Below are 26937 nucleotides of genomic sequence, written 5' to 3'. Positions count from 1 at the left end.
CTTGTCGATCCTTGTGGTGTTTTGACCTGGGCAGGACCTTGGCCCTGCAGCGCCCGGTGAACGGGCGCATCAGGCATTTGTCTCCTACCTTTGAAAGCGTATGTAACATTTCTTTGGGGGGCCGGGCCGCGCATGGCGGTTGGTGATCCAGGGCCTGGCACGTATTATGCGTCATACTTTTCCGCAGATTAGAAGCCTATGTCCCTGATAGTTCTACTGCTTCTGCCATTCATAGGCAGCTGTCTGGCGGCCGTGCTGCCGCACAACGCACGTAACACCGAATCCCTGCTGGCCGGCCTGGTGGCACTCATTGGCACCGTCCAGGTGGCTTTGCTGTACCCGCAGATCGCCGATGGCGGGATTATCCGCGAGGAATATACCTGGCTGCCGAGCCTGGGCCTGAACTTCGTGCTGCGCCTGGACGGCTTCGCCTGGCTGTTCTCATTGCTGGTGCTGGGTATCGGCAGTCTGGTGGCGCTCTACGCGCGTTACTACATGTCGCCGCAAGACCCGGTGCCGCGCTTCTTCGCCTTCTTCCTGGCGTTCATGGGGGCCATGCTCGGCCTGGTGATTTCCGGCAACCTGATCCAGATGGTGTTCTTCTGGGAGCTCACCAGCCTCTTCTCCTTCTTGCTGATCGGCTATTGGCATCACCGCTCCGACGCCCGCCGTGGCGCCTACATGGCGCTGATGGTCACCGGCGCCGGGGGCTTGTGCCTGCTGGCGGGGGTCATGCTGCTCGGCCATGTGGTCGGCAGCTACGACCTGGATCAGGTGCTAGCTGCCGGAGACAAGATCCGCGCCCATGCGCTCTACCCGATCCTGTTGCCATTGATCCTGCTGGGCGCCCTGAGCAAGAGCGCGCAGTTCCCCTTCCACTTCTGGCTCCCCCACGCCATGGCCGCGCCGACGCCGGTCTCGGCCTACCTGCACTCGGCGACCATGGTCAAGGCCGGGGTGTTTCTCCTGGCCCGCCTGTGGCCGTCGCTGTCCGGTACGCAAGAATGGTTCTACATCGTCAGCGGCGCCGGGGCCTGCACCCTGGTGCTGGGCGCTTACTGCGCGATGTTCCAGAACGACCTCAAGGGCCTGCTGGCCTACTCCACTATCAGCCACCTGGGCCTGATCACCCTGCTGCTGGGCCTGAATAGCCCCCTGGCGGCGGTGGCGGCGGTGTTCCACATTCTCAACCACGCCACCTTCAAGGCGTCGCTGTTCATGGCCGCCGGGATCATCGACCACGAGAGCGGCAGCCGCGACATCCGCAAGCTCAACGGCCTGATCAAGCTGATGCCCTACACCGCAACCCTGGCCATGGTCGCCAGTGCCTCGATGGCCGGGGTGCCGCTGCTCAACGGCTTCCTGTCCAAGGAGATGTTCTTCGCCGAGACGGTGTTCATCAATTCCAGCGCCTGGGTGGAAATCGCCCTGCCGGTGATCGCCACCATCGCCGGGACCTTCAGCGTTGCCTACGCCCTGCGCTTTACCGTGGATGTGTTCCTCGGCGAACCGGCCACCGACCTGCCACACACGCCCCACGAGCCGCCACGCTGGATGCGTGCGCCGGTTGAGCTGCTGGTGTTCACCTGCCTGCTGGTGGGGATCTTCCCGGCGCAGATCATCGGTCCGCTGCTGGCCGCCGCCGCACGGCCGGTGGTGGGCGGCACCCTGCCCGAATACAGCCTGGCCATCTGGCACGGCCTCAATGCGCCGATGATCATGAGCCTGATCGCCATGTCCTGCGGCATCGTGCTTTACCTGTTGCTGCACAAACCGCTGGTGGCGGGGCGTTTCGCCTACCCGCCGGGAGTGGGCCGACTCAACGGCAAGCTGCTGTTCGAGCGCAGCCTGGTGGGCATGACCCGCCTGGCCCGGCGCCTGGAGCGGCGGCTGAGCACCAAGCGCCTGCAGACCCAGCTGTTTCTGCTGATTCTGGCGGCGGTGATCACCGGCCTGATTCCCATGCTCTACAGCCAGCTGACCTGGGGCGACCGGCCGAAGATCCCCGGCTCCATCGTCTTCGTGACCTTCTGGCTGCTGGCCATCGCCTGCGCCCTGGGCGCCGCCTGGCAGGCCAAGTACCACCGGCTGGCGGCCCTGACCATGGTCAGCGTCTGCGGGCTGATGACCTGCGTGACCTTCGTCTGGTTCTCGGCGCCGGACCTGGCCCTGACCCAGCTGGTGGTGGAGGTGGTGACCACGGTGCTGATCCTCCTCGGCCTGCGCTGGCTGCCACGGCGGATCGAGGATGTCTCGCCGCTGCCCAGCAGCGTGCCCAAGGCGCGCATCCGCCGCCTGCGCGACCTGAGCCTGTCGATCGCCGTCGGCCTGGGCATGGCCGTGCTGTCCTACGCCATGCTGACCCGCCCCACTCCCAACGATATTTCCTCGTTCTACCTCAGCCGTGCCTTGCCTGAAGGCGGCGGTACCAACGTGGTCAACGTGACCCTGGTGGACTTCCGCAGCTTCGACACCCTGGGCGAAATCACCGTGCTGGCAGCCGTGGCCCTGACCGTGTTCGCCCTGCTGCGACGCTTCCGCCCGCCCAAGGAAAGCATGCAATTGCCGGCGCAACAGCGCCTGCTGGCCCCGGACGTGGTCACCGATCTGGTCAACCCGCGCCAGGCCAGCGACACCGCCCTGGGCTTCATGATGGTGCCGGCGGTGCTGGTGCGCCTGCTGCTGCCGATTGCCCTGGTGGTGTCCTTCTACCTGTTCATGCGCGGGCACAACCTGCCGGGCGGCGGTTTCGTCGCCGGGCTGGTGATGTCGGTGGCCTTCATCCTCCAGTACATGGTGGCCGGCACCCAGTGGGTCGAGGCCCAGATGAGCCTGCGGCCGCTGCGCTGGATGGGCACCGGCTTGCTGTTCGCCCTGGCCACCGGCCTCGGCGCCCTGGCCTGGGGCTACCCGTTCCTCACCACCCACACGGTGCATGTGGACCTGCCGCTGTTCGGTGATATCCACATCGCCAGCGCCCTGTTCTTCGACATCGGCGTGTACGCGGTGGTGCTGGGCGCGACCCTGCTGATCCTCACCGCCCTGGCGCACCAGTCGGTGCGGGCCCACAAGCCGGCCAGCCAGTCCAAATCCCTGATCAAGAGCGGAGCCGCCTGATGGAAGAAGTCATCGCAATCGCCATTGGGGTCCTCGCCGCTTCCGGAGTCTGGCTGGTCCTGCGCCCGCGGACCTTCCAGGTGGTGATGGGCCTGTGCCTGCTGTCCTACGCGGTCAACCTGTTCATCTTCAGCATGGGCAGCCTGTTCATCGGCAAGGAACCCATCGTCAAGGACGGCGTGCCCCAGGACCTGCTGCACTACACCGACCCGTTGCCCCAGGCCCTGGTGCTCACCGCCATCGTCATCAGCTTCGCCATGACCGCGCTGTTTCTGGTGGTGCTCCTGGCGTCCCGGGGCCTGACCGGCACTGACCACGTCGACGGCCGGGAGCCCAAGGAATGAGTTCGTTGTCCCACCTGATCGTCGCCCCCATCCTCCTGCCGCTGCTGACGGCGGCCATCATGTTGCTGCTGGGGGAGAAACACCGCCCGCTCAAGGCGCGGATCAACCTGTTCTCCAGCCTGCTGGGGCTGGCCCTGGCCGCGTACCTGCTGTACTGGACCCAGGTCCAGGGCGCCACCGGCTCCTTCGGCGTGTACCTGCCGAGCAACTGGCAGGTGCCCTTCGGCATCGTGCTGGTGGTGGATCGCCTGTCGGCACTGATGATGGTGCTCACCGGGATCATCGGGGTCAGCGCGCTGCTGTTCGCCATGGCCCGCTGGGACGGCGCCGGGGCCAGCTTCCATGCGCTGTTCCAGATCCAGCTGATGGGCCTGTACGGCGCCTTCCTCACCGCAGACCTGTTCAACCTGTTCGTGTTCTTCGAGGTGCTGCTGGCAGCCTCCTACGGCCTGATGCTGCACGGCTCTGGACGGGCGCGGGTGTCGTCGGGGCTGCACTACATCACCATCAACCTGCTGGCTTCGTCGCTGTTCCTGATCGGCACGGCAATGATCTACGGGGTCACCGGGACCCTGAACATGGCCGACCTGGCGATGAAGATCCCCCTGGTGCCGGAAGCCGATCGCGGCCTGCTGCATGCTGGCACGGCGATCCTGGCCATCGCCTTCCTGGCCAAGGCCGGGATGTGGCCGCTGAACTTCTGGCTGGTGCCGGCCTATTCCTCGGCCAGCGCCCCGGTGGCGGCGCTGTTCGCGATCATGACCAAGGTCGGGATCTACACCGTGCTGCGCCTGTGGACCCTGCTGTTCTCCGGGCAGGCCGGGGCCTCGGCCTACTTCGGCAACCAGTGGCTGATCTACGGCGGCCTGGCGACGATCTTCTGCGCCGCCCTGGCGATTCTTCCGGCCCAGCGCCTGGAGCGCATGGCCAGCCTGAGCATCCTGGTGTCGGCAGGCATCCTGATCGCGGTGATCGGCTTCGCCCAGCCGGCGCTCACCGGCGCGGCGCTGTTCTACCTGTTCAGCTCGACCCTGGCGCTGTGCGCGCTGTTCCTCCTGGCGGAGTTGATCGAGCGCTCGCGCTCGGCGGTGGAAGTGCCTCTGGAAGACGAAGGCGAAATCCTTCCGCGGCCCATGGAAACCCTTCCCCCGCCCCGGGGCAGCAACCTCGACGACGAACAGCAAGTGGTGGTCGGCCAGGTGATTCCCTGGACCATGGCCTTCCTCGGCCTGAGCTTCATTGCCTGCGCCCTGCTGATCATCGGCATGCCGCCGCTGTCGGGCTTTATCGGCAAGCTCAACCTGATCGCCGCCCTGCTCAACCCGACGGGCCTGGGAACCAGCAGCGACACGCCGATCCCGCTGGCGGGCTGGATTTTCCTGGTGCTGCTGATCCTCTCCGGCCTGGCGTCGCTGATCGCCTTTGCGCGCCTGGGCATCCAGCGTTTCTGGAGCCCGGAGGAGCGACCTTCACCGGTGTTGCGGCGTCTGGAATGCGTGCCGATCGTGGCGTTGCTGGGGCTCTGCGTACTGCTCAGCTTCAAGGCCGAGCCGCTGCTGCGCTTCACCCAGGCCACCGCCGACAGCCTCAATCATCCGGAGCACTATGTGATGGCGGTACTGGGCACCCGCACCGTGCTCAGCCCTGAGTCCAAGGCCACCCAGGCGGCGGAGGTGCAACCATGAAGCGTCTGTTCCCTGCCCCCTTCCTGTCCCTGGCGCTGTGGCTGCTGTGGCTGGTGCTGAACCTGTCCATCAGCCCCGGCAATCTGCTGCTGGGGGCCATCCTGGGCTTTCTCGCACCGCTGCTGATGCGCCCGCTGCGGCCGCTGCCGATCCGCATCCGCCGCCCCGGCACCATCCTGCGGCTGTTGCTGCGGGTAGGCTGCGATGTGCTGGTCTCCAACCTGATCGTGGCCTGGGGCGTGCTCAACAACGGGCGCCGGCCGGTGCGCTCGGCCTTCGTCAAGATCCCCCTGGACCTGCGCGACGCCAATGGCCTGGCGGCGCTGTCCACCATCACCACGGTGGTGCCGGGCACGGTCTGGTCCGAGCTGTCCCTGGACCGCAGCATCCTCTTGCTGCACGTCTTCGATCTGCAGGACGAAGGGCAATTCATCCAGCACTTCAAGGCGACCTACGAGCGCCCGCTGATGGAGATTTTCGAATGAGCGTGCTGTTGACCAACGCGATCCTGCTGAGCCTGTTCCTGTTTTCCCTGGCCATGGTCCTGACCCTGGTGCGCCTGTTCAAGGGCCCCTCGGCCCAGGACCGGGTCCTGGCCCTGGACTACCTGTACATCCTGGCGATGCTGATGATGCTTGTGCTGGGCATCCGCTACGCCAGTGACACCTACTTCGAGGCGGCGCTGCTGATTGCCCTGTTCGGCTTTGTCGGCTCCTTCGCCCTGGCCAAATTCCTTCTGCGCGGTGAGGTGATCGAATGAACAGCCTGGAACAACTGCCCCTCTGGGTGGAGGTCCTGGTGGCCGTGCTGCTGGTGATCAGCAGCGTCTTCGCCCTGATCGGTGCCCTGGGCATCCTGCGCATGAAGAGCTACTTCCAGCGCATGCACCCGCCGGCCCTGGCCTCAACCATGGGCTCCTGGACCGTGGCCCTGGCCTCGATCCTGTATTTTTCAGCGCTCAAGTCCGGGCCGGTGCTGCATGCCTGGCTGATTCCGATTCTGCTGTCGATCACGGTGCCGGTCACCACCCTGCTGCTGGCCCGCGCGGCGTTGTTCCGCAAGCGCATGGCCGGTGACGATGTGCCGGCAGAGGTCAGCAGCAAACGCAACGAAAGCGGCAACTGAGCGCACCACCCCATGCAGGAGCCGGCTTGCCGGCGAAGAGGCCTTTGAGCCTTGCAGCGAATCGGCTGGCGCCTTCGCTGGCAAGCCAGCTCCTACACCAGCCAGCGCCCACAGTGGGCGGGCTTGCCCTTCAGGCCCAGGCCAGCACCAGCAATCCGGCACCCAGTACCACGCACAGCGGGGAATAGAACAGGGTGTCGAGACGGGCGAACTTCGAGTCACGCACTTGCTTGAAGAAGCCAACCAGCTCGGAATCGCCAATGGCCCGGGCGAACATCAGCAAGGCAATGGCGCTGATCACCCATTGCAGGGACGGATGGGTCACGGTCGGCAGGTAGAGCCCAACCCGCAGGCAGACCAGCATCGCCACCAGCAACAGCCCCACCGCCACCAGCAAGGTGGCCAGGGCCGGAGGGTGAAAGGCCGGTTGGCTCTGCCCGGGAACCGGCCCCGGCACTTGGGGGATCACCGCGTCGCTGCCGCGCTTGCCTCCGGCGGCCCAGTACAGATGGATCAGGCTGATGAACAGAAAAGTGCCGGACATCCCCTGAGCGAGCAGAAGATTCATGTTCAGACGTCCTTGTAAAAAAGTCGTAAAGAGAATGGACTCGATTGCTGGTTTTTGTAAGTACGTTCGTCGCCTTCGATGATAAAGTGCCGCCCCATGAAATTGACCCGTTCCGATCGCTCGCTCGTTGCCTGGATGCTTTATTGCTGCGTCCTGTTCAACGTGTTTGCCTGCAGCATCGGCCACGGGCAGATGCTCGGCATGCAGCTCAACGGCATCGGCGGGCAGTTCTGCAGCATCGATCCCAACACCCAAGCCCCCCTGCAACAGCCGGCCGACCAGGACTCCCTGCCCACCCTGTCCAAGGCCTTCGGTTGCCCGCTGTGCTCCACCGGCGGCATGGGCCCGGCACTGAACTCCAGCGTCACCCTGGCGCTGTTGCCCCAACCCCAGGCGCCGCCGCTGGCGCGTCAGCTTCAGACCCACCTCCCGGCCCGTTTCACCTGGCCCGCCGCCCATCCTCGGGCACCGCCCTACGCCTGATTCCTGCTCGTGCTCGACCCGCCCACTGCGCTGCTGCGCGGCGCGCTTTCGTGGGCCTTTTCCTAGTCAAGAATTCAGGATGCATGCATGAAACACCTTCCTTTACTGGCGAGCCTGCTGGCCTGCCTGTCCGTCAACGCCTGGGGCAAATCCGGCCTGGAGCTGGCCCCTACCACCGTTAACGCCGAAGAGGCGGACGTTGAACCCGGCCTGTCCCTGGAGCAGTCCAGCGGCATGGCCTCGCGTTTGGGCCTGAGCCTGCGGGAAACCCCGGCCTCGGTGGCGATCGCCAGCCGCCAGGACATCGAGCGCCGTGGCGCCCAGACCTTCCAGGACGCCGCCAACGCCCTGCCCGGGGTCAATGCCAGTGCACCACCGGGGTTCGGCGGCTTCATCTCCTACCGCGGCTTCACCAGCAGCCAGATCACCCAGATGTTCAACGGCATCAACGTCGCCACCGGCCTGGCACGGCCGGTGGACGCCTGGATCTATGACCGGGTGGAACTGGTGGGCGGCCCCTCGTCGCTGATCAATGGCGCCGGCTCCGTGGGCGGCTCGCTGAACTACGTGACCAAGCTGGCGGACCGCCGCGAACAGGCGGCCGAGGGCCTGCTCAGCTACGGCAGCTACGACACCACGCAAACCGCTTTCGGGGTCAATCACGCCCTGAGCCCGGCGGGTGCCGAGGTGCAGCACTACGCGCGCTTCGACGTCAGCCACAACACCAGCAACGGCTACATCGACCGCCAGGAGCGCGATGCCTGGAGCCTGGCCTTCTCCCTGCTCAGCGACTTGACCCCTGACCTGTCCCACACCCTGGCGGTGGAATACCAGGACGAGCACGAAGACAGCCCCTACTGGGGCACCCCGGTGCGCAACCCCAAGGCCGGCGAGCTGAAGATCGACAAGCACCACCGCTTCAACAACTACAACGTCGCCGACGGCCTGTATGAACAGCGCACAGTGTGGCTACGCTCGATCATCGACTACCGGATCAACCCCAGCACCAGCCTGCGCAACACCCTCTATCACCTGGACAGCCAGCGCGACTACCGCAACCTGGAGACCTACCAGTACAGCCCCGACAACAGCCGGGTGAACCGCTCCACCGCCTATCTGGTGCGGCACCAGGGCCAGCAGGACGGCAACCAGTTCGAACTGCGTCATGACGATCAACTGTTCGGCCTCGATACCACCTGGTCCGGGGGTTTTGAGTACAAGGTCAACAGCACCACCAGCTCCCCATGGAACGTCTCGGCCAACAACAGCGTGGACCCCGGCAACTTCCAGCCGGGGTACTTCTACGACCTGAAGGGCACCCGCCAGAGCTGGGTCAAGGACAAGACCAACCAAGTCACCACCCGCGCCCTGTTCGTCGAGAACCGCCTGGCCCTGACCGACGAGCTGTCCCTGCTCAGCGGCCTGCGCTATGACGCCATCGACCTGGACGTGACCAACCACCGCGTGATCAGCGCCAGCAACCCGCGGCATCTCAAGCGCAGCTGGGAGCCGGTCACCGGGCGCCTGGGGCTGACCTGGCAGTTCCTGCCCAGCGCCAACGTCTACGTGCAATACAGCACGGCCGCCGAACAGCCCAGCGGCACCCAGAACTTCGAGGTGTCCACCGGCAAGCAATGGGAAGTGGGCAGCAAGTTCGACTACCTGGACGGACGCGGCTCGGCGACCCTGGCGGCCTACCGCATCGAACGCAAGGACTTTGCCGTCACCGATCCCCAGGACCCGGCCAACAGCATTCCCGTGGGCCAGCAGACCTCCAGGGGCATCGAGCTGGCCAGTTCCCTGCGGGTCACCCCCAAGCTGCTGGCGGAAGCCAACTTCGCCTGGGTCGACGCCGAATATGACGCGTTCAACGAGAAGGTGGCCAGCGGCGCGGTGGTCTCACGCAAGGGCAACACCCCGACCAACGTCCCCGAGCGGGTGGCCAACCTGTGGCTGACCTATGACCTGGCCCCAAGCTGGCAGACCGGCGTCGATGCCCGCTACGTGGCCTCGGTGTACGCCGACAACGCCAACACCCTGACACTGCCGGCCTACACCCTGTACGGCAGCTTCCTGCGCTACCAGGTCGACAGCCACACCACCGTCACCGGCCGGGTACGCAACCTGACCAACGAGGTCTACGGCAAGTTCGCCCATGTCTCCCCGGCTTACTACCTGGGCACCCCGCGCACCTTCGAACTGGCGGTGCAGACCCGCTTCTGACCCGCCTTGGGGGCCTCTTCGCCGGCAAGCCGGCTCCTACAACAGGGCGGCGGCGACTTTGGCGGCGACGTCCTGGGGCACCCAGTTGCGCCAGAGATCAGGATGCTGCTTGAGGAAGGCCCGGGCCGCGTCACGGGGCGTGCTGTGGTTTTCGCTCATCTGCGCCAGGGCCTGGTTGAGGGGTTCGATGGGCAGCTCGACCTGGCTGAAGAAGCTCACCAACTGCGGGTACTGCTTGTGGAATGGCGCAGACACGCCGATGGACAGTTTCGAGGCCAGGGAACGGCTGGGACGCGGGTTAGGGTTGCTGGCGTCGGTCAGGGTCTTCCAGGCCTCGGCATCAAAGGGCGGCTCTTGCAGCTGGATCAGTTTGAAGCGCCCCAGCAGCGGCGTCGGTGACCAGTAGTAGAACAGGATCGGTTTGCCCCGACGGATCGACGAGCTGATCTCCGCATCCAGGGCTGCGCCGGAGCCACTGCGGAAGTTCACGTAGCTGTCCTCCAGGCCATAGGCTTTGAGCTTCTGCTGGTTGACGATCTCCGAGGTCCAGCCAATCGGGCTGTTGAGGAAACGTCCCTTGGTCGGACTCTCCGGGTCCTTGAACACATCCTTGTAGCGCGCCAGGTCGGTAACGCTGCGCAACTCCGGCGCCAGGGCCGCGATGCCCTTGGCGGGATCACCCTTGATCACGTACTCCGGCACCCACCAGCCTTCGGTAGCGCCCTTGACCGTGTCCCCCAGGGCCAGCACCTTGCCTTCGGCCTCGGCTTTGACCCACACCGGGCTGCGCCCCGCCCACTCTTCGCCAATCACCTGGATATCGTTGTTGGCCAGGGCGGTTTCCAGGGTGATGGTAGTGCCAGGCAGTGTATCGGTGGGCAGGCCATAACCCTTCTCGACCACGATCCGCAGGATCTCGGTGATCAGGCTGCCGCTCTCCCAGTTCAGGTCGGCGAAGTGAATCGGCGCGGAAGCCGCCGCCACCGGTGGCGCGTTCAAGGCGGCAAGGGCCAACAGGCTGCTGGCCAGCAGCGCTCGAACTCCTTTCATGGGTGCACCTCTCGGATCAGGACCAGGACCAAAGGGACACGCCACGCAAAGCTGCCAGGCCCCTGAAGCATTCAGTCAACTGACTGTAGTAGAGGTTCCATATTTTCAACCGGGGTCGCGGCCCGGATCGACCATCAAGGGTCCGCCGGCTCCTGCAGCCGCTGCAACTCGCGGCGCACCATGCTGGCGTATGCCGCCGGGCGCAGGTGGTACAGCTGGCCGGCCACCCAGTTCAGCCAGGCGCCCTGCAAGCGCGCCTTCTCGGCGAACAGGCGTTGAGCTTCGTCACACGCGGCCTGCTGGTGCTGCTGGTGAAACTCGGCGCGGCTCTGGCTCATTACTCGCTGGCCTTGAAACTCACCAGTTCGCCCTTGCGGAATTTGGCCGCCTTGGCGCTGACCGCCTTGAGGGTCTTGCTCAAGCCTTCCTGCAATTGCTCGTTGGCGGCGAAGACCATCACCACCGAGTGACCTTCCTTGAACACAATCCCCTGCCCCAGGGGACTGCTGACAAAGGCATAGTCGCCCAGGCCGTATACCGTCAGCTTGATCTCGCGAAAGCGGATTTCCAGCTTGCCGCCTTCCCGGCTGGGCAGTACAGCAGCGCGAAAATGATCGCCCACCTTGAGCTCCAGCCGAGGCTTGTCGTCCACCACCAACGCGCTCTCGGTATCGATCTCGGCGATGTAGATGCCTTCGGCGGACTGTTCGGTGATGTAGACAAAACGAGATTGGAACTGCTTGACCAGTTTTGCGCGCAAATCACCCAAAACGAACAACGCATGCATTTCAAGATTACTTACTGCCAAGGAACACTCCCCGATACTCAAAAGGGTGCCGTCCGAGGAAAAACGGACAGCACAAAAAACCGCCATGACGGCGTGATCACCCCAATCAGTTACCCCAAAAAAACACTCAAATGCAGCGGGTACTCCAGGCCACGGCGTTAACGCCGGCGCTGAGCAGCGGGCATTTCGCCGAAGCATCAGGCACAGGTCAAAGGCTGTAGGAGTAGGCTCTGACACCCCGAAAAGTGTGGCGGCGAGCTATCTGGGGCGGGTACTGAAACAGGCCGGAAAGCCGGATATACCCTGAGATTGAATCCCCGGATCGGCAGCCACTTCGGGTTGCAGAAGCAATTCTAGAGCAACTTTGTGCATTTCGACCATTTAAAGCGAGCGATTCATGACTGCACGGCCATTCATTAGTACAAAGACTAATGTTGCTCATCAGCGGGTAATCTTGCCCGCAGTCGTCACGCAAGGCCCGGCATTCTAACCAGTAACACTCTGGTGCAGTGATCTGGATTGGCGGATTGAAGCGTAAGAAAGTTCACTTTAGTGCCCCAGAACAATCTCTACCTAAAACCGCAATGACATAACTCAGCCCGTCGCAACGCAACAACTGCCATACTCCCTCGCTGGTTGAGCGCTCGCGGTACGGGCGCTCAAGCACTCACTCATCTCCAAGGGAAGGCTAGAAGTGACCGAACTAGATATTGGCGAGTTTTTCATTCGTGGCGAGTGCAGAGAAGTCGAAGGCGAATTCCAGGCCGTGATTGCCATGCGCGCCAAACCTCCACTGACCCAGATCACCTTCCACCAGGTGGAACGCGACCGCTGGTTCAAGACCTCCGAAGAAGCTGCAGCGGCGGCCAGGGAATCCGCCAAGGCCCTCAAGCTGGCCATTGACCAGGGCGCCCTGAACGCCTGATACCTGCCACAGCGCGCCGCCCGGGAACCCAGCGGCGCCCCCGTGACCCAGGCGAGATCCGTTTAAGAGCATCATGATGATTAACTTAACACCAGCGACTCGCCTTCGGGCCCTGCCTGCAACAGCCTGAATCCAGACATCCGCCCCAACCGATCAAGCCTCTATCTGCCACCCAAGCATCAAGCCGAATGCTGGAATGCATGGCGCCCAGGCCGGCACTGCGCCAGTTTCGCCTGCCAGGCCTGCCGGCACTCCTCGGCCTCGACGCGGCTGGCAAAGGCAGTGCCACGTTGTTCGCCATTGACCAGCACCACCCAGCACGCCTTGCGTCCCAGCTCCCGCAGCATGGGGGGAACACCACTGCCGATCATCACGGCTACATCAACTTTGCTGTGCATGGAGAACCTCCAGGAATTAGTTAGCTCCCTAACGATGTGAGCATACTAGTCAGTTCCCGGCGTCTGAAACAGTCACATCCTGCACAGCAGTCTTACGCCCCTGGTAACAATGTTCTCAGCCCTTGCGCTGGGGCGGCGCCTGCTCGGGCTTGTAGCCCAGGCGCAACCCGCCCCAATGCCGCCCCTGGACCCAGATCGGCACCGACAAGTCGTGCATCAGTTCGCCGGTATCGCGGGTATAGGTTTGCAGCAACAGCGGTTGCTGGTGACTGCCACAACGAATGCCGGTGCGATCGGCGAACTTGCGCTTGCTGCGGTTATGCAGGTTGTCCGCCACGGGATCGCCGGTCAACGGCTGGGAGAAGGCCAGGTTGTGGGTCGGTACATAACCCTCCTGGGTACAGGCGATGGAGAACACCAGGCCATCGTGGCGCGGCAGCAGGGATTCCTGGATCGGCGGCAGCACCTGATCGGTGTAGCGGTCAAAACGGGTCTGGTACCTGGCCGGATCGGTGTTGGCGATCAACTGGTAATGGCGGTCGAACAGGTCGTCGAGGCTGATGCGGTTCTGCGCCAGGTCGGTCTCGAACTGCTCGGCGATACGCCGGGCGCCTTCACGGGCCAGGTCATAAATGCGCTGGTGGTAGTCATCCAGCCCCACAGCCGCCAGACGCTCACTGATGGTTTCCGCCTGCCCTTCCATCTGCACCGCCGCCTGAGCCAGGCTGCGGGTCTGCTGATCGCTGACCGCCAGGTCGCTGCGCATCTGCTCCACGGCATGGAACAGGCTGTCCAACTGTTCGCGGTTGGTCTCGGCGCCCCGGGCGATCTCGCTGACCTGGCCTTCCACCCCTGCTGCCAGACGGGCGATGTTGTCCAGGTGCCGACCGGTGTGTTCCACCTGCTCCACCCCCAGGTTCAGGTCGTCGGACAGCTGACGGATCTGCTCCACCACATCGCTGGTGCGTTGCTGGATATCGGCCACCATCACCCCGACCTCATCGGTGGCCGTGGCGGTGCGCCCGGCCAGCCCGCGCACCTCGTCGGCGACCACGGCAAAACCCCGTCCGTGCTCCCCGGCCCGGGCGGCCTCGATAGCGGCATTCAGGGCCAGCAGGTTGGTCTGGCTGGCGATGGACTGGATCACCAGGGTCACCCGCTGGATCTCTTCACTGCGCTGGCTCAAGGCCTCGATCAGCTCGCGGCTGCCACTGGCCCGCTCGCTCAGGGAGTGCATGCGACTGATGGACTCCCCCAGCACCGTGCGCCCTTCGGCGCTGCTGGCGTGGGCCTCACTGGCCGCCTCCAGGGCCTGTCGGCTGAGTTGCGAGGTGGCCTGTTCGGTCTTGATCATCACTTCGGCGTTGCCGACGATGCGCGCCGCGGCATCCAGCTGGGATTGCAGCTTGCCCGCCAGTTGCGTCACCGAATAGGCCACGCCAGCGGCAGACAGGGCGTTATGGGTGGTGCTGTAGGACAGGTCGCGGGTCAGCGAGGACAGCTCGCTGTCGGCCGTTGTCGCCGGCGCCTCGGGCACCTTGCGGCTTCTCAGCCGGGGCAGCCAGACCACCAGCACCGCCAGGGGCAGGCACAGGTACAGCGGCCAGTCACCCAGTGCCTGGCCACCCAGCAAGCCCATCAAGGCCGCGCTCTGCAAGGTCGGCGCCCACCAACGGACGGCGGGTGTTGCTGCCAGCGGTTGCGCGATCGGCACCGCTAGAGATCCTTCTCTTGACATGTTTAGCACCCCACATCGTTCTAATTATTTTCGGCATTAGACGCCACTAGAAGGCCATTATCCATGGTCCCTTAGTCGGGGGTTTGCAGTAGATCAAGGGAATGAGCGGGTATGGAGTCGTACCCGAAAAAACAAAGCCCCCGCTGTGGCGGGGGCTGGCGATCAGGCTTGACGCTGATGCTTGTCGATCTGCTCGTGGCGCTCTTGGGCTTCGATGCAGTACTTGGTGGTTGGGCTGATCAGCAGGCGCTTGAGGCCGATCGGCTCGCCGCTGTCATCGCACCAGCCGAAGCTGTCGTCACTGATCCGGCCCAGGGCCTGCTCCAATTGCGGCAGCATGCGCTGGTCACGATCAATGGCGTTGACCAACCAGGTGCGCTCTTCTTCGACGGAAGCGGCGTCGGCCGGGTCAGCCGGGGTGTCCAGGCTTTCAATGGCGATCCGGTTCTGTTCGATGCGCTCGTGGGTTTCCACCTTCATGGCTTGCAACAGGTCGCTGAAAAAAGCGTGCTGCTCGGCATTCATGTAGTCATCCGCCGGCATGGCCAGCAACTTTTCCTTGGTCATTGATTTCTCTATAAAAAATACGTGCATTAAGGCGAATTCAAACTGTTTCCGGTTGACCCGTCAGGTCATCAGAAAGGCGCCATACCTTCCAAGCGCCACCCGGCACTCAATTTACGAGGGGCGGCAGTCTAAGGCCGGTTTGAGGGCGCAGCAACTGAAATGACAGCGAATCTGTCTGACAAACCGCACAAAGCCCGCAATTGCGGGCTTTGGTGGCGCTTGTCAGAGTGCTTTTATAACAAAAAATTCCATATGAGCAGGTCTTTTAGAAGACAAACGGCAGTACCGGACGGCGGATTCGGAGCCTTTTCCCCCGTTTCTCCGCCGCAAAAACCAACTTGCCGGCGAACAGCCCCGCCCGTTGTACCTCATCTTGTGGGCGCCTTCGCTGGCCAACCAGCGCCGACAACAGGCTGGTGGATCAGCGCTTGAGCTTGCGCTTGTTGCGGTACTGGTCAATGACCACCGCCACCACGATGATCAGGCCCTTGATGATGTCCTGGATGTAGGCGTCCACGCCGACAAAAGTGAAGCCGCTGGCCATGACGCCAAGAATCAGCGCGCCGATCACCGTGCCGGTGATCCGCCCCACGCCACCGGCCAGGCTGGTGCCGCCGATCACGGCCGCGGCAATCGCATCCAGTTCATAGGACATGCCCATCCCCGCCTGCCCGGTGGCGGCCCGCGCCGAGGCCACCACCCCGGCCAGCCCCGCCAGCAACCCGGCGATGCTGTAGACGATCACCAGATGGCGCTTGACGTTGATCCCCGAGGTGCGCGCCGCCTGCATGTTGCCGCCGATGGCGTAGGTGTACTTGCCGTACTTGGTGTAGCGCAAGGCGATGTGGAAGATCACCGCCACCACCAGGAAGATGATCACCGGCATCGCCCCGTGACCGATGGCGGTGTAGGAATCGGACAGCATGCTCACCGGCTGGCCTTCGGTGTAATAGCGGGCCAGGCCGCGGGCCGACACCATCATGCCCAGGGTGGCGATAAAGGGCGGAATACCAGTGATGGCGATGATGCTGCCGTTGATCGCCCCCGCCAGCAGGCCCACCCCCAGCCCGGCCACCACCGGTATCCACACCGGCAAGTCGGTCAGGGACGGAAACACTGCCCGGGCAAAGTCCGAGGTCTGGGCCAGGCTGGCGGCGATCATCGCCGACAGCGCCAGCACCGAGCCCGAGGACAGGTCGATGCCCGTGGTGATGATCACCTGGGTCACGCCGATGGCCAGCAGGCCGATGATCGACACCTGGAGGATCATCAGCACCAGGCGCTGGGAGTTCATCAGGAAGCTCTGGTCACGCACGATCCAGCCGAACAGCTCGAAGACCAGGCCGATGCCGATCAGGACCAGAAAAATACTCAGTTCGGTGGGAAGGCGCCGGCGCGTTCTAGCGGGCGCCGCGGCCGGTTTGTTTTCAGACATCACGTTCATAACCACTCACCTTTGTTAGTGCCTGGCCGCGGCGAATCACAGCGCCGCCGACCGCCATCGATTGAAAATCAGTGCACCACCGACATTCCTGACGCCAATTGCATCACCCGTTCCTGGGTCGCCTCGCTGCGGTCGAGGGTGCCCATGAGTTCACCTTCGTGCATGACCATGACCCGGTCGCTCATGCCCAGCACTTCGGGCAGCTCCGAGGAAATCATGATCACCGCCATGCCTTCGCTGGCGAGGAAGGAGATCAAGCGGTAGATCTCGGCCTTGGCCCCGACGTCGATACCCCGGGTCGGCTCATCAAGGATCAGGATGCGCGGATTGGTCATCAGCCAGCGCGCCAACAGGGCCTTCTGCTGATTGCCCCCGGACAAGGTATCGATGCATTGCTCCAGAGACGGGGTCTTGACCCGCAGCTTCTTGCACATGTCCTCGCACAGGGCACGCAAGGCCTTCTGCTGGACAAAGCCGCCGCCGGCGTAATGCGGCAGCACCGCCACTTCCATGTTTTCCAGGACCGACAGGCACGGGAACAGCCCGCTGAGCTTGCGATCCTCGGTCAGCAGGGCAAAGCCCTTCTCGATCGCCTGGTGCGGGTCGCTGATGCGCAGGGCCTGGCCGTCGAGAACCATCTCGCCGCCGTCGCAGGGGGTGATGCCGAACAGGGTCTCGGCGACATTGGTCCGGCCCGAGCCCATCAGCCCGGCGATGCCGAGGATCTCCCCGGCGTGCAGGTCGAAGGACACCCTGTCGAACACCCCGTCCAGGCGCAGGTCGCGGACCTGGAGCAGCAGGTCGCCGACAGGGTTCTCGCGCTGGGGAAACAGCTGGCTCAGCTCGCGCCCCACCATCATCGAGATCAGGCTGTCGCCGTCCAGGCTGTCGGCCCGTTGCAGGCCGATATAGGCACCGTCGCGGAACACCGCCACTTCATCGGCGATGGCGAACACTTCGTTCATTTTGTGGGTGATATAGATGATGCCCTTACCCTGGGCCTTGAGGTCGGCAATGATCGAGAACAGGTGCGCCACTTCCTTGTCGGTAATGGCCGAGGTCGGTTCGTCCATGATCAGCACGTCGGAGTCGTAGGACACCGCCTTGGCGATCTCCACCATCTGCCGCTCGGCAATGCTCAGGTTGCCCACCTGCTCCTCGGGGTCGAGGTTGATGCGCAGGCGTTCCAGCAACTGCGCGGTGCAGCGGTGCATGGCGCGGTGATCGATCATGCGCAGGCCGTTGAGCTGCTCACGGCCGATCCAGATGTTCTCGGCAATGCTCATGTGCGGCATCAGGTTGAGCTCCTGATGGATCATGGCGATGCCCGATTGCAGGGCCTGCAGGGGCGTTTCGAACACCACCGGCCGGCCCTTGAGGCGCAGCTCGCCGGCGTCCGGCTGATAGATGCCAGCGATGATTTTCATCAGGGTCGACTTGCCGGCGCCGTTCTCGCCCATCAGCGCCAGCACCGTTCCCGGGCGTACCCGCAGTTGCACATCGGACAGGGCGACCACACCGGGAAAGCCCTTGCTGACATTGATGACCTCCAGCAGATAGGGTTCTTCAATCGATGTGGCGGCAGGCAAGATACCCGCCAGCGGGGTGCTCGAGGCAGTCGCGCTAGAGAACATGATCAGGTACTCCATCGGCAAGGCCGCCCGAGGCCGCCTTGCCACTTATTACTTATTGTTGTTAGAGCCTGTTCTTCTGGAACAGCTCTGGAAGGTGAGCGGCGTTACTTGAACTGGTCGACGTTGTCCGGGGTGATCAGCCGATACGGAACCCACACCGCCGGCTCTACCGGCTCATGCTTGATCATCTTCACCGCGGTATCGATGGAACCGTCCGCCTGGCCCTTGGCGTCCTGGAACACCGAGAGCGCCAATTCGCCCTTCTTCACCGCACGCAGGCCATCCGGAGTGCCGTCGACACCGGCGATCAGCACACTGCCCTTCTCGACTCCGGCCTGCTTCAGCGCCATGGCGGCACCAATAGCCATTTCATCGTTGTTGGACACCACCGCGTCGAACTTGCGGCCCTGGGTCAGCCAGTCGTTGACCAGGGTCATGCCCTTGTCCCGCAGCCAGACCCCGGTCTGTTCCTGGTCGACCTTGATCCCCGGGTACTGGGCCAGCACCTCCTTGACTCCCTTGGTACGGTTGGTGGTGGAGTTGTTCGCCAGGTCGCCCAGCAGGATCACGATGTCGCCCTTGCCGCCCATCTTGTCGGCCAGGTACTGCATCTGCATTTTCCCGGCTTCCAGGTCATTGGAAGCCACGGTCACCACGCCCTTGGGCAGGTTCAGGTCATCCGGGCGGCGGTTGACGTACACCAGGGGGATGCCGGCCTTCACCGCGGCCTCGGTGATTTTCTTAGTGGCGGCGGTGTCCACCGGGTTGACCACGATCGCGTCGACTTTCTGGCTGATGAAGTTCTCGACCTGGCTCAACTGCTTGACCACATCGCTGCGGGCGTCTTCGAACTGCAGCTTGACGCCATCGGGCAGGGACTTGGCTTTCTGATCCATCGACTCGCGCAGATAGGTCAGCCAGGTGTCATCGAACTGCGACATGCTCACGCCGATCTTGATGTCGGCGAAGGCGGCCCCACTGGCCAGCAGCATCGACAGTGCAAGCGAGGCAAAACGGATCTTGGTGTTCATCACAGGTCTTTCTCCACATTCTTGTAGGTTTTATGGATAAAGCGCAGAAACCACTCAGAGCGACAGATGCACGATGGGGGCACCGGGTACGCAGCACAGCAGTGAACCGTTGCGTTCTACACACAGAAAGCCGAGGCAGGTCAGGAGGACGGCAGAGCGGCTGGGCCGAGGCGAAGCGGAGGTTGACGCGGGCGAGCTGCGAAACCGCGAACGTAGAGCGAGGATGGTGCTAGTGAAGGTTTTCATCGACGGTACCTGTTGTTTTTGTGGGTCGGTCCGCACGCCTCTCATGGTTTGCTTGAGGGCGTGCGACCTAGCGAGTCGGCAACCTGAAAATGACTTTATTGGAAAATAATTTCTACATCAACTCATTTTAGAATTTTATTCCAAATCAGTTAAAGCCTTGAAAATCCTGGCCCCGTGGCGAATGTGCGCCCAAGCCCAATGGGCGCGCGCCCGGGGAAAACCCGGGCGGCGGTTCAGCGGCGCGCAACCGGAGGCGCCCCCGCAAATCCCCCCGGGCGGGCCCGGTACAAGGTCAGGCGTAGAAGCCCGGGCGCTCAGGCAGCTCGATTTTGACGATCTGGCCGCTGCCCTGCGCTTCGATGCAGGCATCGGCCGCCACGGCGGCAGCAAAGCCGTCCCAGGCCGAGGGCCCGCCTACCTGGCCGGCGCGCACGCCGTCGATAAAGGCCTGCAACTCCACGTCATAGGCGGCGATAAAACGCTCCTTCCAATCCATCAGGATGGCGTTGGACAGCTTGGCTTCGCTGCGCAATTGCACCTGGGACGGCTCCGGCAGCCTGGCGATACCGCTCTCCCCCACCACTTCGCACTGGATGTCGTAGCCGTACTGGCAGTTGACGAACACCTCGACGTCGATGCGCGTGCCACGGGCGGTTTCCAGCAGCACGATCTGCGGGTCGCGCAAGTGGGCCAGGGCCTTGCTGGTCTTGCGCGGGAACACCACCTGCACCGACACATAATCGTCAGCCAGCAGCCAGCGCAGTACGTCCAGCTCATGGATCAGGGTGTCGGTGATGGCCATGTCGGTCTTGTAGTTCTCACCCACCCGCGGGTTGCGGTGGGCGCAGTGCAGCATCAGCGGCTCGCCGATCTGGCCGCTGTCGATCACCGCCTTCAAGGCCTGGTAGCCGGCATCGTAGGGGCGCATGAAACCCACCTGCACCAGGCGCTTGCCGTGGGCGATTTCGGCCTCGACGATGCGCCGGCAGCCGGCGGCGGTCACCGCCAGGGGCTTTTCACAGAACACCGGCTTGCCCGCGGCAATCGCCGCCAGCACGAACTCCTCGTGGCTCGGCCCCCAGGAGGTGACCAGCACTGCCTCGACGTCCGCCGCCTTGATCAGCGCGTGGCCATCAGGATAGACCTCGGCGCTGAGCTTGAGGTCGCTGACCACCTTGGCCGCCGACGCCAGGTTGATGTCGGTGACCGCCACCACCTGGCTGCCCAGCAGGGTCTGGCTGCAACGACGGATGTGATCCTGGCCGATGGCCCCGGTCCCGATAACGCCAAGTTTCAAAGACATGCAGATACTCCTGTTGTTGTTCGTTGCAGAGCAATCAGTACTGCCGGGCCTGGGCCAGGCGTTCATTAAGGGTCTTGGCCGCCGCATCGGTGCGTTCGCTGGTGGACACCTGGGCCACGCCCACCCGCCACCAGGACAGGTAGCTGTGGATCATGGTCTTGGGCAGGACCTTGATGTCGATCAGGGTCGATACCGTCTGGGTCCGGGCATCGGCCAGGGCCGCCAGCAGTTGCTCCTCAGTGCTGACCTTGTAGGTCTTGCAGCCGTAGGCGGCGGCGCTCATGGCGAAGTCCACCGGCACAAAGCCGCCGTCGAGCTTGCCGCTCTGCAGGTTGCGGTAGCGGAACTCGGTGCCGAAGCTGTCCATGCCGTGGCCCATCTGCAGGTTGTTGATGCAGCCGAAGGTCATGTTGTCCAGCAGCACCACGTTGATCTTGCGCCGCTCCTGGATCGAGGTGACCAGCTCCGAGTGCAGCATCAGGTAGGAGCCGTCGCCCACCAGGGCGTACACCTCGCGATCCGGCTCGGCGAGCTTGACCCCCAGGGCCGCGTTGACCTCGTAGCCCATGCACGAATAGCCGTATTCCACGTGGTAGCTGTTGACCCCCTTGCTGCGCCAGCTGCGCTGCAGGTCGCCGGGCAGGCTGCCGGCGGCGGCGACGATGATGCCGTCCTCGGGCAAGGCCTGGTTGAGCAGCCCGAGCACCCGGCTCTGGGTCAGGCAGGAGCCGGTCAGCTCGATGAATTCGCGCAGCACCGCCGGGTCCATGTGGTCGTTGATCTCCGGGACAAAACCGTCGTCCTGGTATTGCACCTGATACACCCGGTCCACCTCGGCCTCCAACTGCGCCTTGGCCGCACTGATCTGTCCGTCCCAGGCCGCCCGATAGCCGCTGCGGCCCAAGGTTTCGCTCAGGGCCTGCAAGCCGGCGCGGGCATCGGCCAGTAGCTGCACGCCCTCCATCTTGAGGCTGTCGCCAGGGCAGACATTGAGGTTGAGGAACGCCACCTCCGGGTGCTGGAACAGCCATTTCGACGAGGTGGTGAAATCGCTGTAGCGGGTGCCGATGCCGATGATCAGGTCGGCTTCCCTGGCCAGCAGGTTGGCCGCCAGGCAGCCGGTCTCGCCGATCCCGCCGACGTTCAACGGATGCTCGGAAACCACCGCGCTCTTGCCCGCCTGGGTTTCGGCAAAGGGGATGCCGAAGCGTTCGGCAAAGGCCTGCAACGCCCGGTTGGCCCCGGAATACTTGACCCCGCCGCCACAGATAATCAGCGGCTTGCGCTTGCCCTGAAACAGCGCCAGGGCATCGCCGAGCATGGCCTCGGTGGCCGGACGGCGGTCGATGCGATGCACGCGCTTGGCGAGGAAGGAATCCGGGTAATCGTAGGCTTCGCCCTGCACATCCTGGGGCAATGCCAGGGTCACGGCGCCGGTTTCCGCCGGGTCGGTGAGCACACGCATGGCGTGGATCGCCGCGCTCATCAGTTGCTCGGGGCGGTTGATGCGGTCCCAGTATTTGCTCACGGCCTTGAAGGCATCGTTGGTGCTGATGCTCAGGTCATGGAACTGTTCGATCTGTTGCAGCACCGGGTCCGGCTGGCGGCTGGCGTAAACGTCCCCCGGCAGCAACAGCAAGGGAATCCGGTTGGCCGTGGCGGTGGCCGCCGCGGTCAGCATATTGGCCGCGCCGGGGCCCACCGAGGAGCTGCAGGCGTAGATCTTGCGCCGCAGGTGCTGCTTGGCGAAACCGATGGCGGCGTGGGCCATGCCCTGCTCGTTGCGGCCCTGGTGCACCACCAGGTCGCCACTGTCCTGCTCCAGGGCCTGGCCCAGGCCGAGCACGTTGCCGTGGCCGAAAATGGTGAAGACCCCGGCGATGAACTTGCTCTGGACCCCATCCACCTCGACGTATTGGTTATCGAGGAATTTCACCAGGGCCTGGGCCATGGTCAAGCGTGTCGTACTCATGGTTTGCACCTTATTCATGATGTAAAGCCAACGGCCCTGCCAATACTCCCGTAGGAGCTGGCTTGCCTGCGAAAGCGCCTTGGAGACTTGCGCCCCGCTGTGGGGCCCCTTCGCCGGCAAGCCGGCTCCTACATGAGGGCGGCGTCAAGTCAGGGATTGCTGCAGGTGGGCCATGCTCGCCCCGATCGCCTGCTGGATGTCCGCCAGCCCGTGCACGCTCTCGGCAAAAGGCTCGAACGACAGGTAGCCGCTGTAGCCACTGCTGCGCAAGGTATCGATCTGCGCCGCATTGCCGAGGATGTCCGCCTCGCCTACTAGTACCCGATGGCCGTCGCGAATGCGGTTGAGCGGCGCTTGGCGGTCCTCGACACCGGAGATGTGCACCAGCCCGGTCAGCTCGGGGAACAACTCATGCTCGCCGGCCAAGTGGTGGTGGAAGGTGTCGTGCACCAGGCGCAACACATCCAGGCCGCCGATGGCACGGATCGCCTCCACTGCCGTGCGCTTGTGGCGCAGCGCACATTCCTCAAAGCCCAGGGGCTCGATAAACCCCAGCAGGCCGTGATCCCGCAGAATCGGCGCCAGCTCGGTCAAAGCGCTGCGCAGAGCGCTGCTGCGCTGGGCCTCAGTGCGCGGATCGGCAGGGTCATTGAGCGGGCACATCACCAGCCCCTCGGCCCCGCAGGCACGGGCATAGGCGGCAAGTTTCAGGGCCTGCTGGCGACGCTCGTCGTTCCACACATCGAAGGGGTACAGGGCGTTGATCGACAACACCTTGATGCCCTGGGCCGCGCACAATTCGCGAACCCGCTCCGGCGGCGTGCCGTCCTCGATTTCCACGCCCGCAAGGTCATTACGCAGCTCAATGGCATCGACCTTCAGCGTCAGCGCCAGGTCGATAAACGCCGGCAATGACAAACGCGGTGCAACCATACGATTCAGGGCGAAACGCAGGGGCTGGCTCATTCTTCTTGTTCTCCAAAATCCATCGCGTCGCGACCGTTACTTGGCCGTCGGCATGCTGAACTCCGGGCCCTTGGCGATGCTGTCGGGCCAGCGCTGCATCACGCTCTTGTAGCGGCTGTAGAAGCGCACGCCTTCCTCGCCGTAGGCATGGTGATCGCCGAACAGCGAGCGCTTCCAGCCGCCGAAGGAATGCCAGGCCATGGGCACCGGAATCGGCACGTTGATGCCCACCATGCCCACCTTGATACTGCGGGCAAAGGCCCGGGCCACGCCGCCGTCGCGGGTGAAGCAGGACACGCCATTGCCGAATTCATGGGCGTTGATCAGCGCCACTGCGCTGGCAAAATCAGGCACCCGCACAATGCCCAGCACCGGCCCGAAGATTTCCTGCTGGTAGATGCTCATCTGGGTGGTGACGTGATCGAACAGGGTGGCGCCGACAAAAAAGCCCTGCTCCGCCCCCGGTACCTTGAAGCCGCGACCGTCCACCAGCAGCTGTGCGCCCTGGGCCACGCCCTGGTCGATGAAACCTTCAACCTTGGCCTTGTGCTCGGCGGTCACCAGCGGCCCCATGTCGCTGTCGCCCTGCAAGCCGTTGCCGACCTTGAGCTGGTCGATACGCGGCAGCAGCTTGGCGATCAATTCATCCGCCACCTCGCCCACCGCCACGGCGATGGAGATGGCCATGCAGCGCTCGCCGGCCGAGCCGTAGGCCGCACCGATCAGTGCATCGGCGGCCTGGTCCAGGTCGGCGTCGGGCATCACGATCATGTGGTTCTTGGCCCCACCCAGGGCCTGCACACGCTTGCCCCGGGCGCTGGCCTGCTGGTGGATGTACTCGGCAATCGGCGTCGAACCGACAAAGGAAATCGCCTCGATGTCCGGGTGCTGGAGCAAGCCGTCCACGGCGCTCTTGTCGCCCTGGACCACGTTGAACACCCCTTCGGGCAACCCGGCTTCCGTCAGCAGGCGCGCCATCAGCAGGCTGGCGGACGGGTCGCGCTCGGACGGTTTGAGGATGAAGCAGTTACCGGTGATCAGGGCGATGGGGATCATCCACAGCGGCACCATCACCGGGAAGTTGAACGGCGTGACCCCGGCGCACACGCCCAGGGGCTGGCGCAGGTTCCAGTTATCGATGCCGCCACCGATGTTGTCGCTGAAATCGGTTTTCAACAGGTTCGGCGCGCCACAGGCGTATTCGACGATCTCGATGCCACGGGTCACCTCGCCCATGGCGTCGGACAGCACCTTGCCGTGCTCGCGGGTGATGATCTGCGCCAGTTCCTGGTGGTGCTGGTCCAGCAGTTCCTTGAACTTGAACATCACCCGCGCGCGGCGCAGGGAGGACTGTTCGGACCAGGCGGGAAAGGCCTTCAGCGCCGAGGCCACGGCCTCGTCCACGGTCTTCTGGCTGGCCAGGGCGACGCGGGCCTGGACCGCCCCCGTGGCCGGGTTGAACACCTGGCTGAAACGTTCGCCAGCGTCCTGCACCTGACCGCCGATGTAATGACCTATTACCGGGGTGTCGCTCATTGTTCTTGTTCTCCGTAAAGGGTTGCCGTCTGAGTTCGGCGCTTCAGAGATCCAGCAGCCAGCTGTGCTGCGGGTCGTTATGGAACTGCCAGACGCGCTTGGGCCCGGCCATGACGTTCAGGTAATAGGACTCGTAGCCGTAAGGCACGCTGACCGGGTGATAGCCCTTGGGCACCACCACCAGGTCGCTGTTTTCCACGGCCATGGCCTGGTCGATGCTGCGGTCGTCGGTGTAGACCCGCTGGAAGACGAAGCCCTGGGGCGGGTTGATCTGGTGGTAATAGGTCTCTTCCAGAAAACTCTGGTGCGGCAGGTCATCGGTGTCGTGCTTGTGCGGCGGGTAGCTGGAGGAATGCCCGGACGGCGTGCGCACCTCCACCACCAGCAGGGAATGGGCCGGCTCGCTGTCGGGCAGGATGTCGCAGACATAACGGGTATTGGCGCCCTTGCCGCGCACGCTGCGCTTGCACTGCTCCGGGCGGATCAGCCGTGGGCCGAGGCCAGCGGCGGCATCACCCGGGGCGGCGCACAGGGCAATCTGCACCTCGCTCAAGGCGGTGACCTGGGCCTGGCTGCCCGGCGGCAGGTAGGCGGCAAAGGGCGATTTGTCTTCGAACACCGATTGCCGGTCCCCCAGGTTGTCCCACTGGAAGGCGCCCTGGGGCGCTTGGCCCTGCACATCGATGCGGCCACTGAGCAGCACCAGGCACAGCTCCTGGTCGCCGGCACTGACCGGCAGGCTTTCCCCCAGGCTCAGGCGGTAGGCACTGAAGCCCACGTATTCCAGGGCGCCCTCTGGCAGCCGGACCAGGGTCCGGCCCTTGGCCGCGCTTTTCACCAGCAGGTTCATTGGGCAGTACTCCTGCGGTGCAGGCCGGCGTCCAGCAGGGCCCGCAGGGTGTCGTAACCTTTTTTCGCATAGACGTAGCTCGGTGCCACGGCCGGGTCCTGCTCGGCTTCCACCACCAGCCAGCCCTGGTAGTCGGCGGCCAGCAGCACATCGAGCAAGGCGGCAAAATCGAGGTCGCCATCACCGGGCACGGTGAAGGTGCCGTTGACGATGCAGTCCGGGAAGCTCCACAGGTTGTTGCGCGCCAGCTGCACCACCGGCTTGCGCACGTCCTTGAAATGCACGTGGCAGACGCGGCGGATATGCTTGCGCAGCACCTCCAGGGGTTCGCCGCCGCCCATGTAGCAGTGGCCCGAATCGAACAGCAGGCCGACTTCCTCGCCGGTCAGGCTCATCAGCTTGTCGATGTCTGCCGGAGACTCGACGTAGGCGCCCATGTGGTGGTGATAGGCCAGGCGCACGCCCTGGGACAGGGTGAAGCGCGCCAGCTCCGTGAGCTTGTCGGCGTAATCCTGCCAGGCCTGTTCACTGTGGAAGCGCGGGCGCTCGATCAGGCGCACCGGTGAGCCCTGGATCGAATCGGCCACTTCGCCGTAGACCAGCACCGAGGCGCCGTTGCGTTTCAGCAGTTCGACGTGGCTGGCAATGGCGTCGATTTCCTGCGCCACCGAACGCCGGGCCAGGCGGCTGGAGTACCAGCCCGAGACCAGCGCCAGGTCATAAGGGCGCAACACATCGCCCACGCCCTTGGCGTCCTTGGGGAACTTGCCGTTGAGTTCAAAGCCTTGGTAACCGATGTCGCGGCCTTCGCTCAGGGCGGTGCTAAGGGGCGTTTCACCGCCCAGGGCCGGCAGGTCGTCGTTGCTCCAGGAGATCGGGTTGATGCCAATTCGGATAGCGGGCATGGCTGCACCTTTTGTTGTTATTCATGAAAGCGTGGAGTAC

The 26937-nt window shown here is 64.0% G+C and carries 25 protein-coding genes; 9 read left to right on the top strand and 16 right to left on the bottom strand.

The genetic code is table 11. The features are described from left to right. Positions 1-198 precede the first annotated feature (198 nt). Genes WIN67_RS13590 through WIN67_RS13565 form a run of 6 tightly spaced genes read left to right on the top strand, consistent with a single transcriptional unit; the run spans position 199 to position 6271 of the window. A complete protein-coding gene (locus WIN67_RS13590) occupies positions 199-3117 on the top strand; it encodes a monovalent cation/H+ antiporter subunit A (RefSeq protein WP_102864466.1) in 2919 nt (972 codons plus the stop codon). Beyond that, the gene (locus tag WIN67_RS13585) at positions 3117-3461 is read left to right on the top strand and encodes a Na+/H+ antiporter subunit C (protein ID WP_011060906.1); all 345 of its coding nucleotides are present in this window, start codon (positions 3117-3119) and stop codon (positions 3459-3461) included. The genes WIN67_RS13590 and WIN67_RS13585 overlap by 1 nt, the downstream gene beginning before the upstream one ends. Continuing rightward, the gene (locus tag WIN67_RS13580; RefSeq protein ID WP_102864465.1) at positions 3458-5146 is read left to right on the top strand and encodes a monovalent cation/H+ antiporter subunit D; all 1689 of its coding nucleotides are present in this window, start codon (positions 3458-3460) and stop codon (positions 5144-5146) included. Before WIN67_RS13585 ends, WIN67_RS13580 begins: the two co-directional genes overlap by 4 nt. Further along, on the top strand, positions 5143-5631 hold the full coding sequence (locus tag WIN67_RS13575; protein ID WP_102864464.1) for a Na+/H+ antiporter subunit E: 489 nt from the start codon (positions 5143-5145) through the stop codon (positions 5629-5631). Before WIN67_RS13580 ends, WIN67_RS13575 begins: the two co-directional genes overlap by 4 nt. Next, the gene (locus WIN67_RS13570; protein ID WP_016962858.1) at positions 5628-5906 is read left to right on the top strand and encodes a K+/H+ antiporter subunit F; all 279 of its coding nucleotides are present in this window, start codon (positions 5628-5630) and stop codon (positions 5904-5906) included. Before WIN67_RS13575 ends, WIN67_RS13570 begins: the two co-directional genes overlap by 4 nt. After that, entirely contained in the window at positions 5903-6271 is a 369-nt protein-coding gene (locus WIN67_RS13565; RefSeq protein ID WP_102864463.1) for a Na+/H+ antiporter subunit G, read from the top strand. The genes WIN67_RS13570 and WIN67_RS13565 overlap by 4 nt, the downstream gene beginning before the upstream one ends. Positions 6272-6401: 130 nt before the next feature. Here the strand turns inward: WIN67_RS13565 and WIN67_RS13560 are convergent, their stop codons facing one another. Continuing rightward, positions 6402-6839 (bottom strand): DUF3995 domain-containing protein, encoded by a 438-nt coding sequence (locus tag WIN67_RS13560; RefSeq protein WP_102864462.1) that lies wholly within the window; start codon positions 6837-6839, stop codon positions 6402-6404. A gap of 96 nt (positions 6840-6935) precedes the next feature. Here WIN67_RS13560 and WIN67_RS13555 point away from each other — a divergent pair, with 96 nt between their 5' ends. Together WIN67_RS13555 and WIN67_RS13550 are read left to right on the top strand one after the other, a co-directional pair. Next, positions 6936-7322, top strand: a complete 387-nt coding sequence (locus tag WIN67_RS13555) for a DUF2946 domain-containing protein (RefSeq protein ID WP_170003274.1) — start codon at positions 6936-6938, stop codon at positions 7320-7322. 87 nt (positions 7323-7409) lie between these two features. After that, positions 7410-9545 carry a TonB-dependent receptor gene (locus WIN67_RS13550; protein WP_339071449.1) on the top strand — a complete coding sequence of 712 codons (2136 nt, stop codon included), beginning with the start codon at positions 7410-7412 and terminating at the stop codon, positions 9543-9545. Between the two features lie 36 nt (positions 9546-9581). Here WIN67_RS13550 and WIN67_RS13545 read toward each other — a convergent pair whose 3' ends face one another. From WIN67_RS13545 to WIN67_RS13535, 3 genes are all read right to left on the bottom strand, one after another. Further along, a complete protein-coding gene (locus WIN67_RS13545; protein WP_339071448.1) occupies positions 9582-10595 on the bottom strand; it encodes an ABC transporter substrate-binding protein in 1014 nt (337 codons plus the stop codon). Positions 10596-10729: 134 nt separating this feature from the next. After that, positions 10730-10933: a hypothetical protein gene (locus tag WIN67_RS13540; protein ID WP_102864458.1), complete on the bottom strand. Its 204-nt coding sequence runs from the start codon at positions 10931-10933 to the stop codon at positions 10730-10732. Then, entirely contained in the window at positions 10933-11403 is a 471-nt protein-coding gene (locus WIN67_RS13535; protein WP_102864457.1) for a hypothetical protein, read from the bottom strand. Before WIN67_RS13535 ends, WIN67_RS13540 begins: the two co-directional genes overlap by 1 nt. A 673-nt stretch (positions 11404-12076) precedes the next feature. Between WIN67_RS13535 and WIN67_RS13530 the strand changes: the two genes are divergently transcribed. After that, positions 12077-12307: a hypothetical protein gene (locus WIN67_RS13530; RefSeq protein ID WP_102864456.1), complete on the top strand. Its 231-nt coding sequence runs from the start codon at positions 12077-12079 to the stop codon at positions 12305-12307. A gap of 179 nt (positions 12308-12486) precedes the next feature. On the opposite strand, the gene WIN67_RS13525 is transcribed toward WIN67_RS13530, so the two are convergent. The 12 genes from WIN67_RS13525 to iolE form a co-directional block, all read right to left on the bottom strand. Beyond that, positions 12487-12705 carry a hypothetical protein gene (locus tag WIN67_RS13525; RefSeq protein WP_296414365.1) on the bottom strand — a complete coding sequence of 73 codons (219 nt, stop codon included), beginning with the start codon at positions 12703-12705 and terminating at the stop codon, positions 12487-12489. Between the two features lie 115 nt (positions 12706-12820). After that, a complete protein-coding gene (locus WIN67_RS13520) occupies positions 12821-14443 on the bottom strand; it encodes a methyl-accepting chemotaxis protein (protein WP_339071447.1) in 1623 nt (540 codons plus the stop codon). A gap of 162 nt (positions 14444-14605) precedes the next feature. After that, a complete protein-coding gene (locus tag WIN67_RS13515; RefSeq protein WP_011060892.1) occupies positions 14606-15010 on the bottom strand; it encodes a TraR/DksA family transcriptional regulator in 405 nt (134 codons plus the stop codon). A 421-nt stretch (positions 15011-15431) separates the two neighbouring features. Further along, a complete protein-coding gene (locus WIN67_RS13510; RefSeq protein ID WP_102864453.1) occupies positions 15432-16454 on the bottom strand; it encodes an ABC transporter permease in 1023 nt (340 codons plus the stop codon). A 68-nt stretch (positions 16455-16522) separates the two neighbouring features. Next, on the bottom strand, positions 16523-18088 hold the full coding sequence (locus tag WIN67_RS13505) for a sugar ABC transporter ATP-binding protein (protein ID WP_110597018.1): 1566 nt from the start codon (positions 18086-18088) through the stop codon (positions 16523-16525). A 104-nt stretch (positions 18089-18192) separates the two neighbouring features. Then, positions 18193-19119 carry a sugar ABC transporter substrate-binding protein gene (locus WIN67_RS13500; protein WP_102864452.1) on the bottom strand — a complete coding sequence of 309 codons (927 nt, stop codon included), beginning with the start codon at positions 19117-19119 and terminating at the stop codon, positions 18193-18195. Positions 19120-19657: 538 nt separating this feature from the next. Beyond that, positions 19658-20668 (bottom strand): Gfo/Idh/MocA family protein, encoded by a 1011-nt coding sequence (locus WIN67_RS13495; protein ID WP_110596971.1) that lies wholly within the window; start codon positions 20666-20668, stop codon positions 19658-19660. 34 nt (positions 20669-20702) lie between these two features. Continuing rightward, the gene (iolD, locus tag WIN67_RS13490; RefSeq protein ID WP_296414366.1) at positions 20703-22640 is read right to left on the bottom strand and encodes a 3D-(3,5/4)-trihydroxycyclohexane-1,2-dione acylhydrolase (decyclizing); all 1938 of its coding nucleotides are present in this window, start codon (positions 22638-22640) and stop codon (positions 20703-20705) included. Positions 22641-22784: 144 nt separating this feature from the next. Then, complete coding sequence (locus WIN67_RS13485) at positions 22785-23606, bottom strand: TIM barrel protein (RefSeq protein WP_339071446.1); 822 nt, start codon at positions 23604-23606, stop codon at positions 22785-22787. Positions 23607-23642: 36 nt separating this feature from the next. After that, positions 23643-25142, bottom strand: coding sequence for a CoA-acylating methylmalonate-semialdehyde dehydrogenase (locus WIN67_RS13480; RefSeq protein ID WP_339071445.1), 1500 nt, complete (start codon positions 25140-25142; stop codon positions 23643-23645). A gap of 43 nt (positions 25143-25185) precedes the next feature. After that, positions 25186-25992 carry a 5-deoxy-glucuronate isomerase gene (gene iolB / locus WIN67_RS13475; RefSeq protein WP_339071444.1) on the bottom strand — a complete coding sequence of 269 codons (807 nt, stop codon included), beginning with the start codon at positions 25990-25992 and terminating at the stop codon, positions 25186-25188. Next, a complete protein-coding gene (gene iolE / locus WIN67_RS13470) occupies positions 25989-26897 on the bottom strand; it encodes a myo-inosose-2 dehydratase (RefSeq protein WP_339071443.1) in 909 nt (302 codons plus the stop codon). The genes iolB and iolE overlap by 4 nt, the downstream gene beginning before the upstream one ends. Positions 26898-26937: the final 40 nt, after the last annotated feature.

Origin of the sequence: Pseudomonas idahonensis (genome assembly GCF_037903935.1) — a bacterium.
GTDB lineage: Bacteria > Pseudomonadota > Gammaproteobacteria > Pseudomonadales > Pseudomonadaceae > Aquipseudomonas > Aquipseudomonas danubii.
The sequence above is the reverse complement of the archived record's forward strand: the minus strand, read 5'-3'. Positions and strand labels throughout refer to the sequence as shown.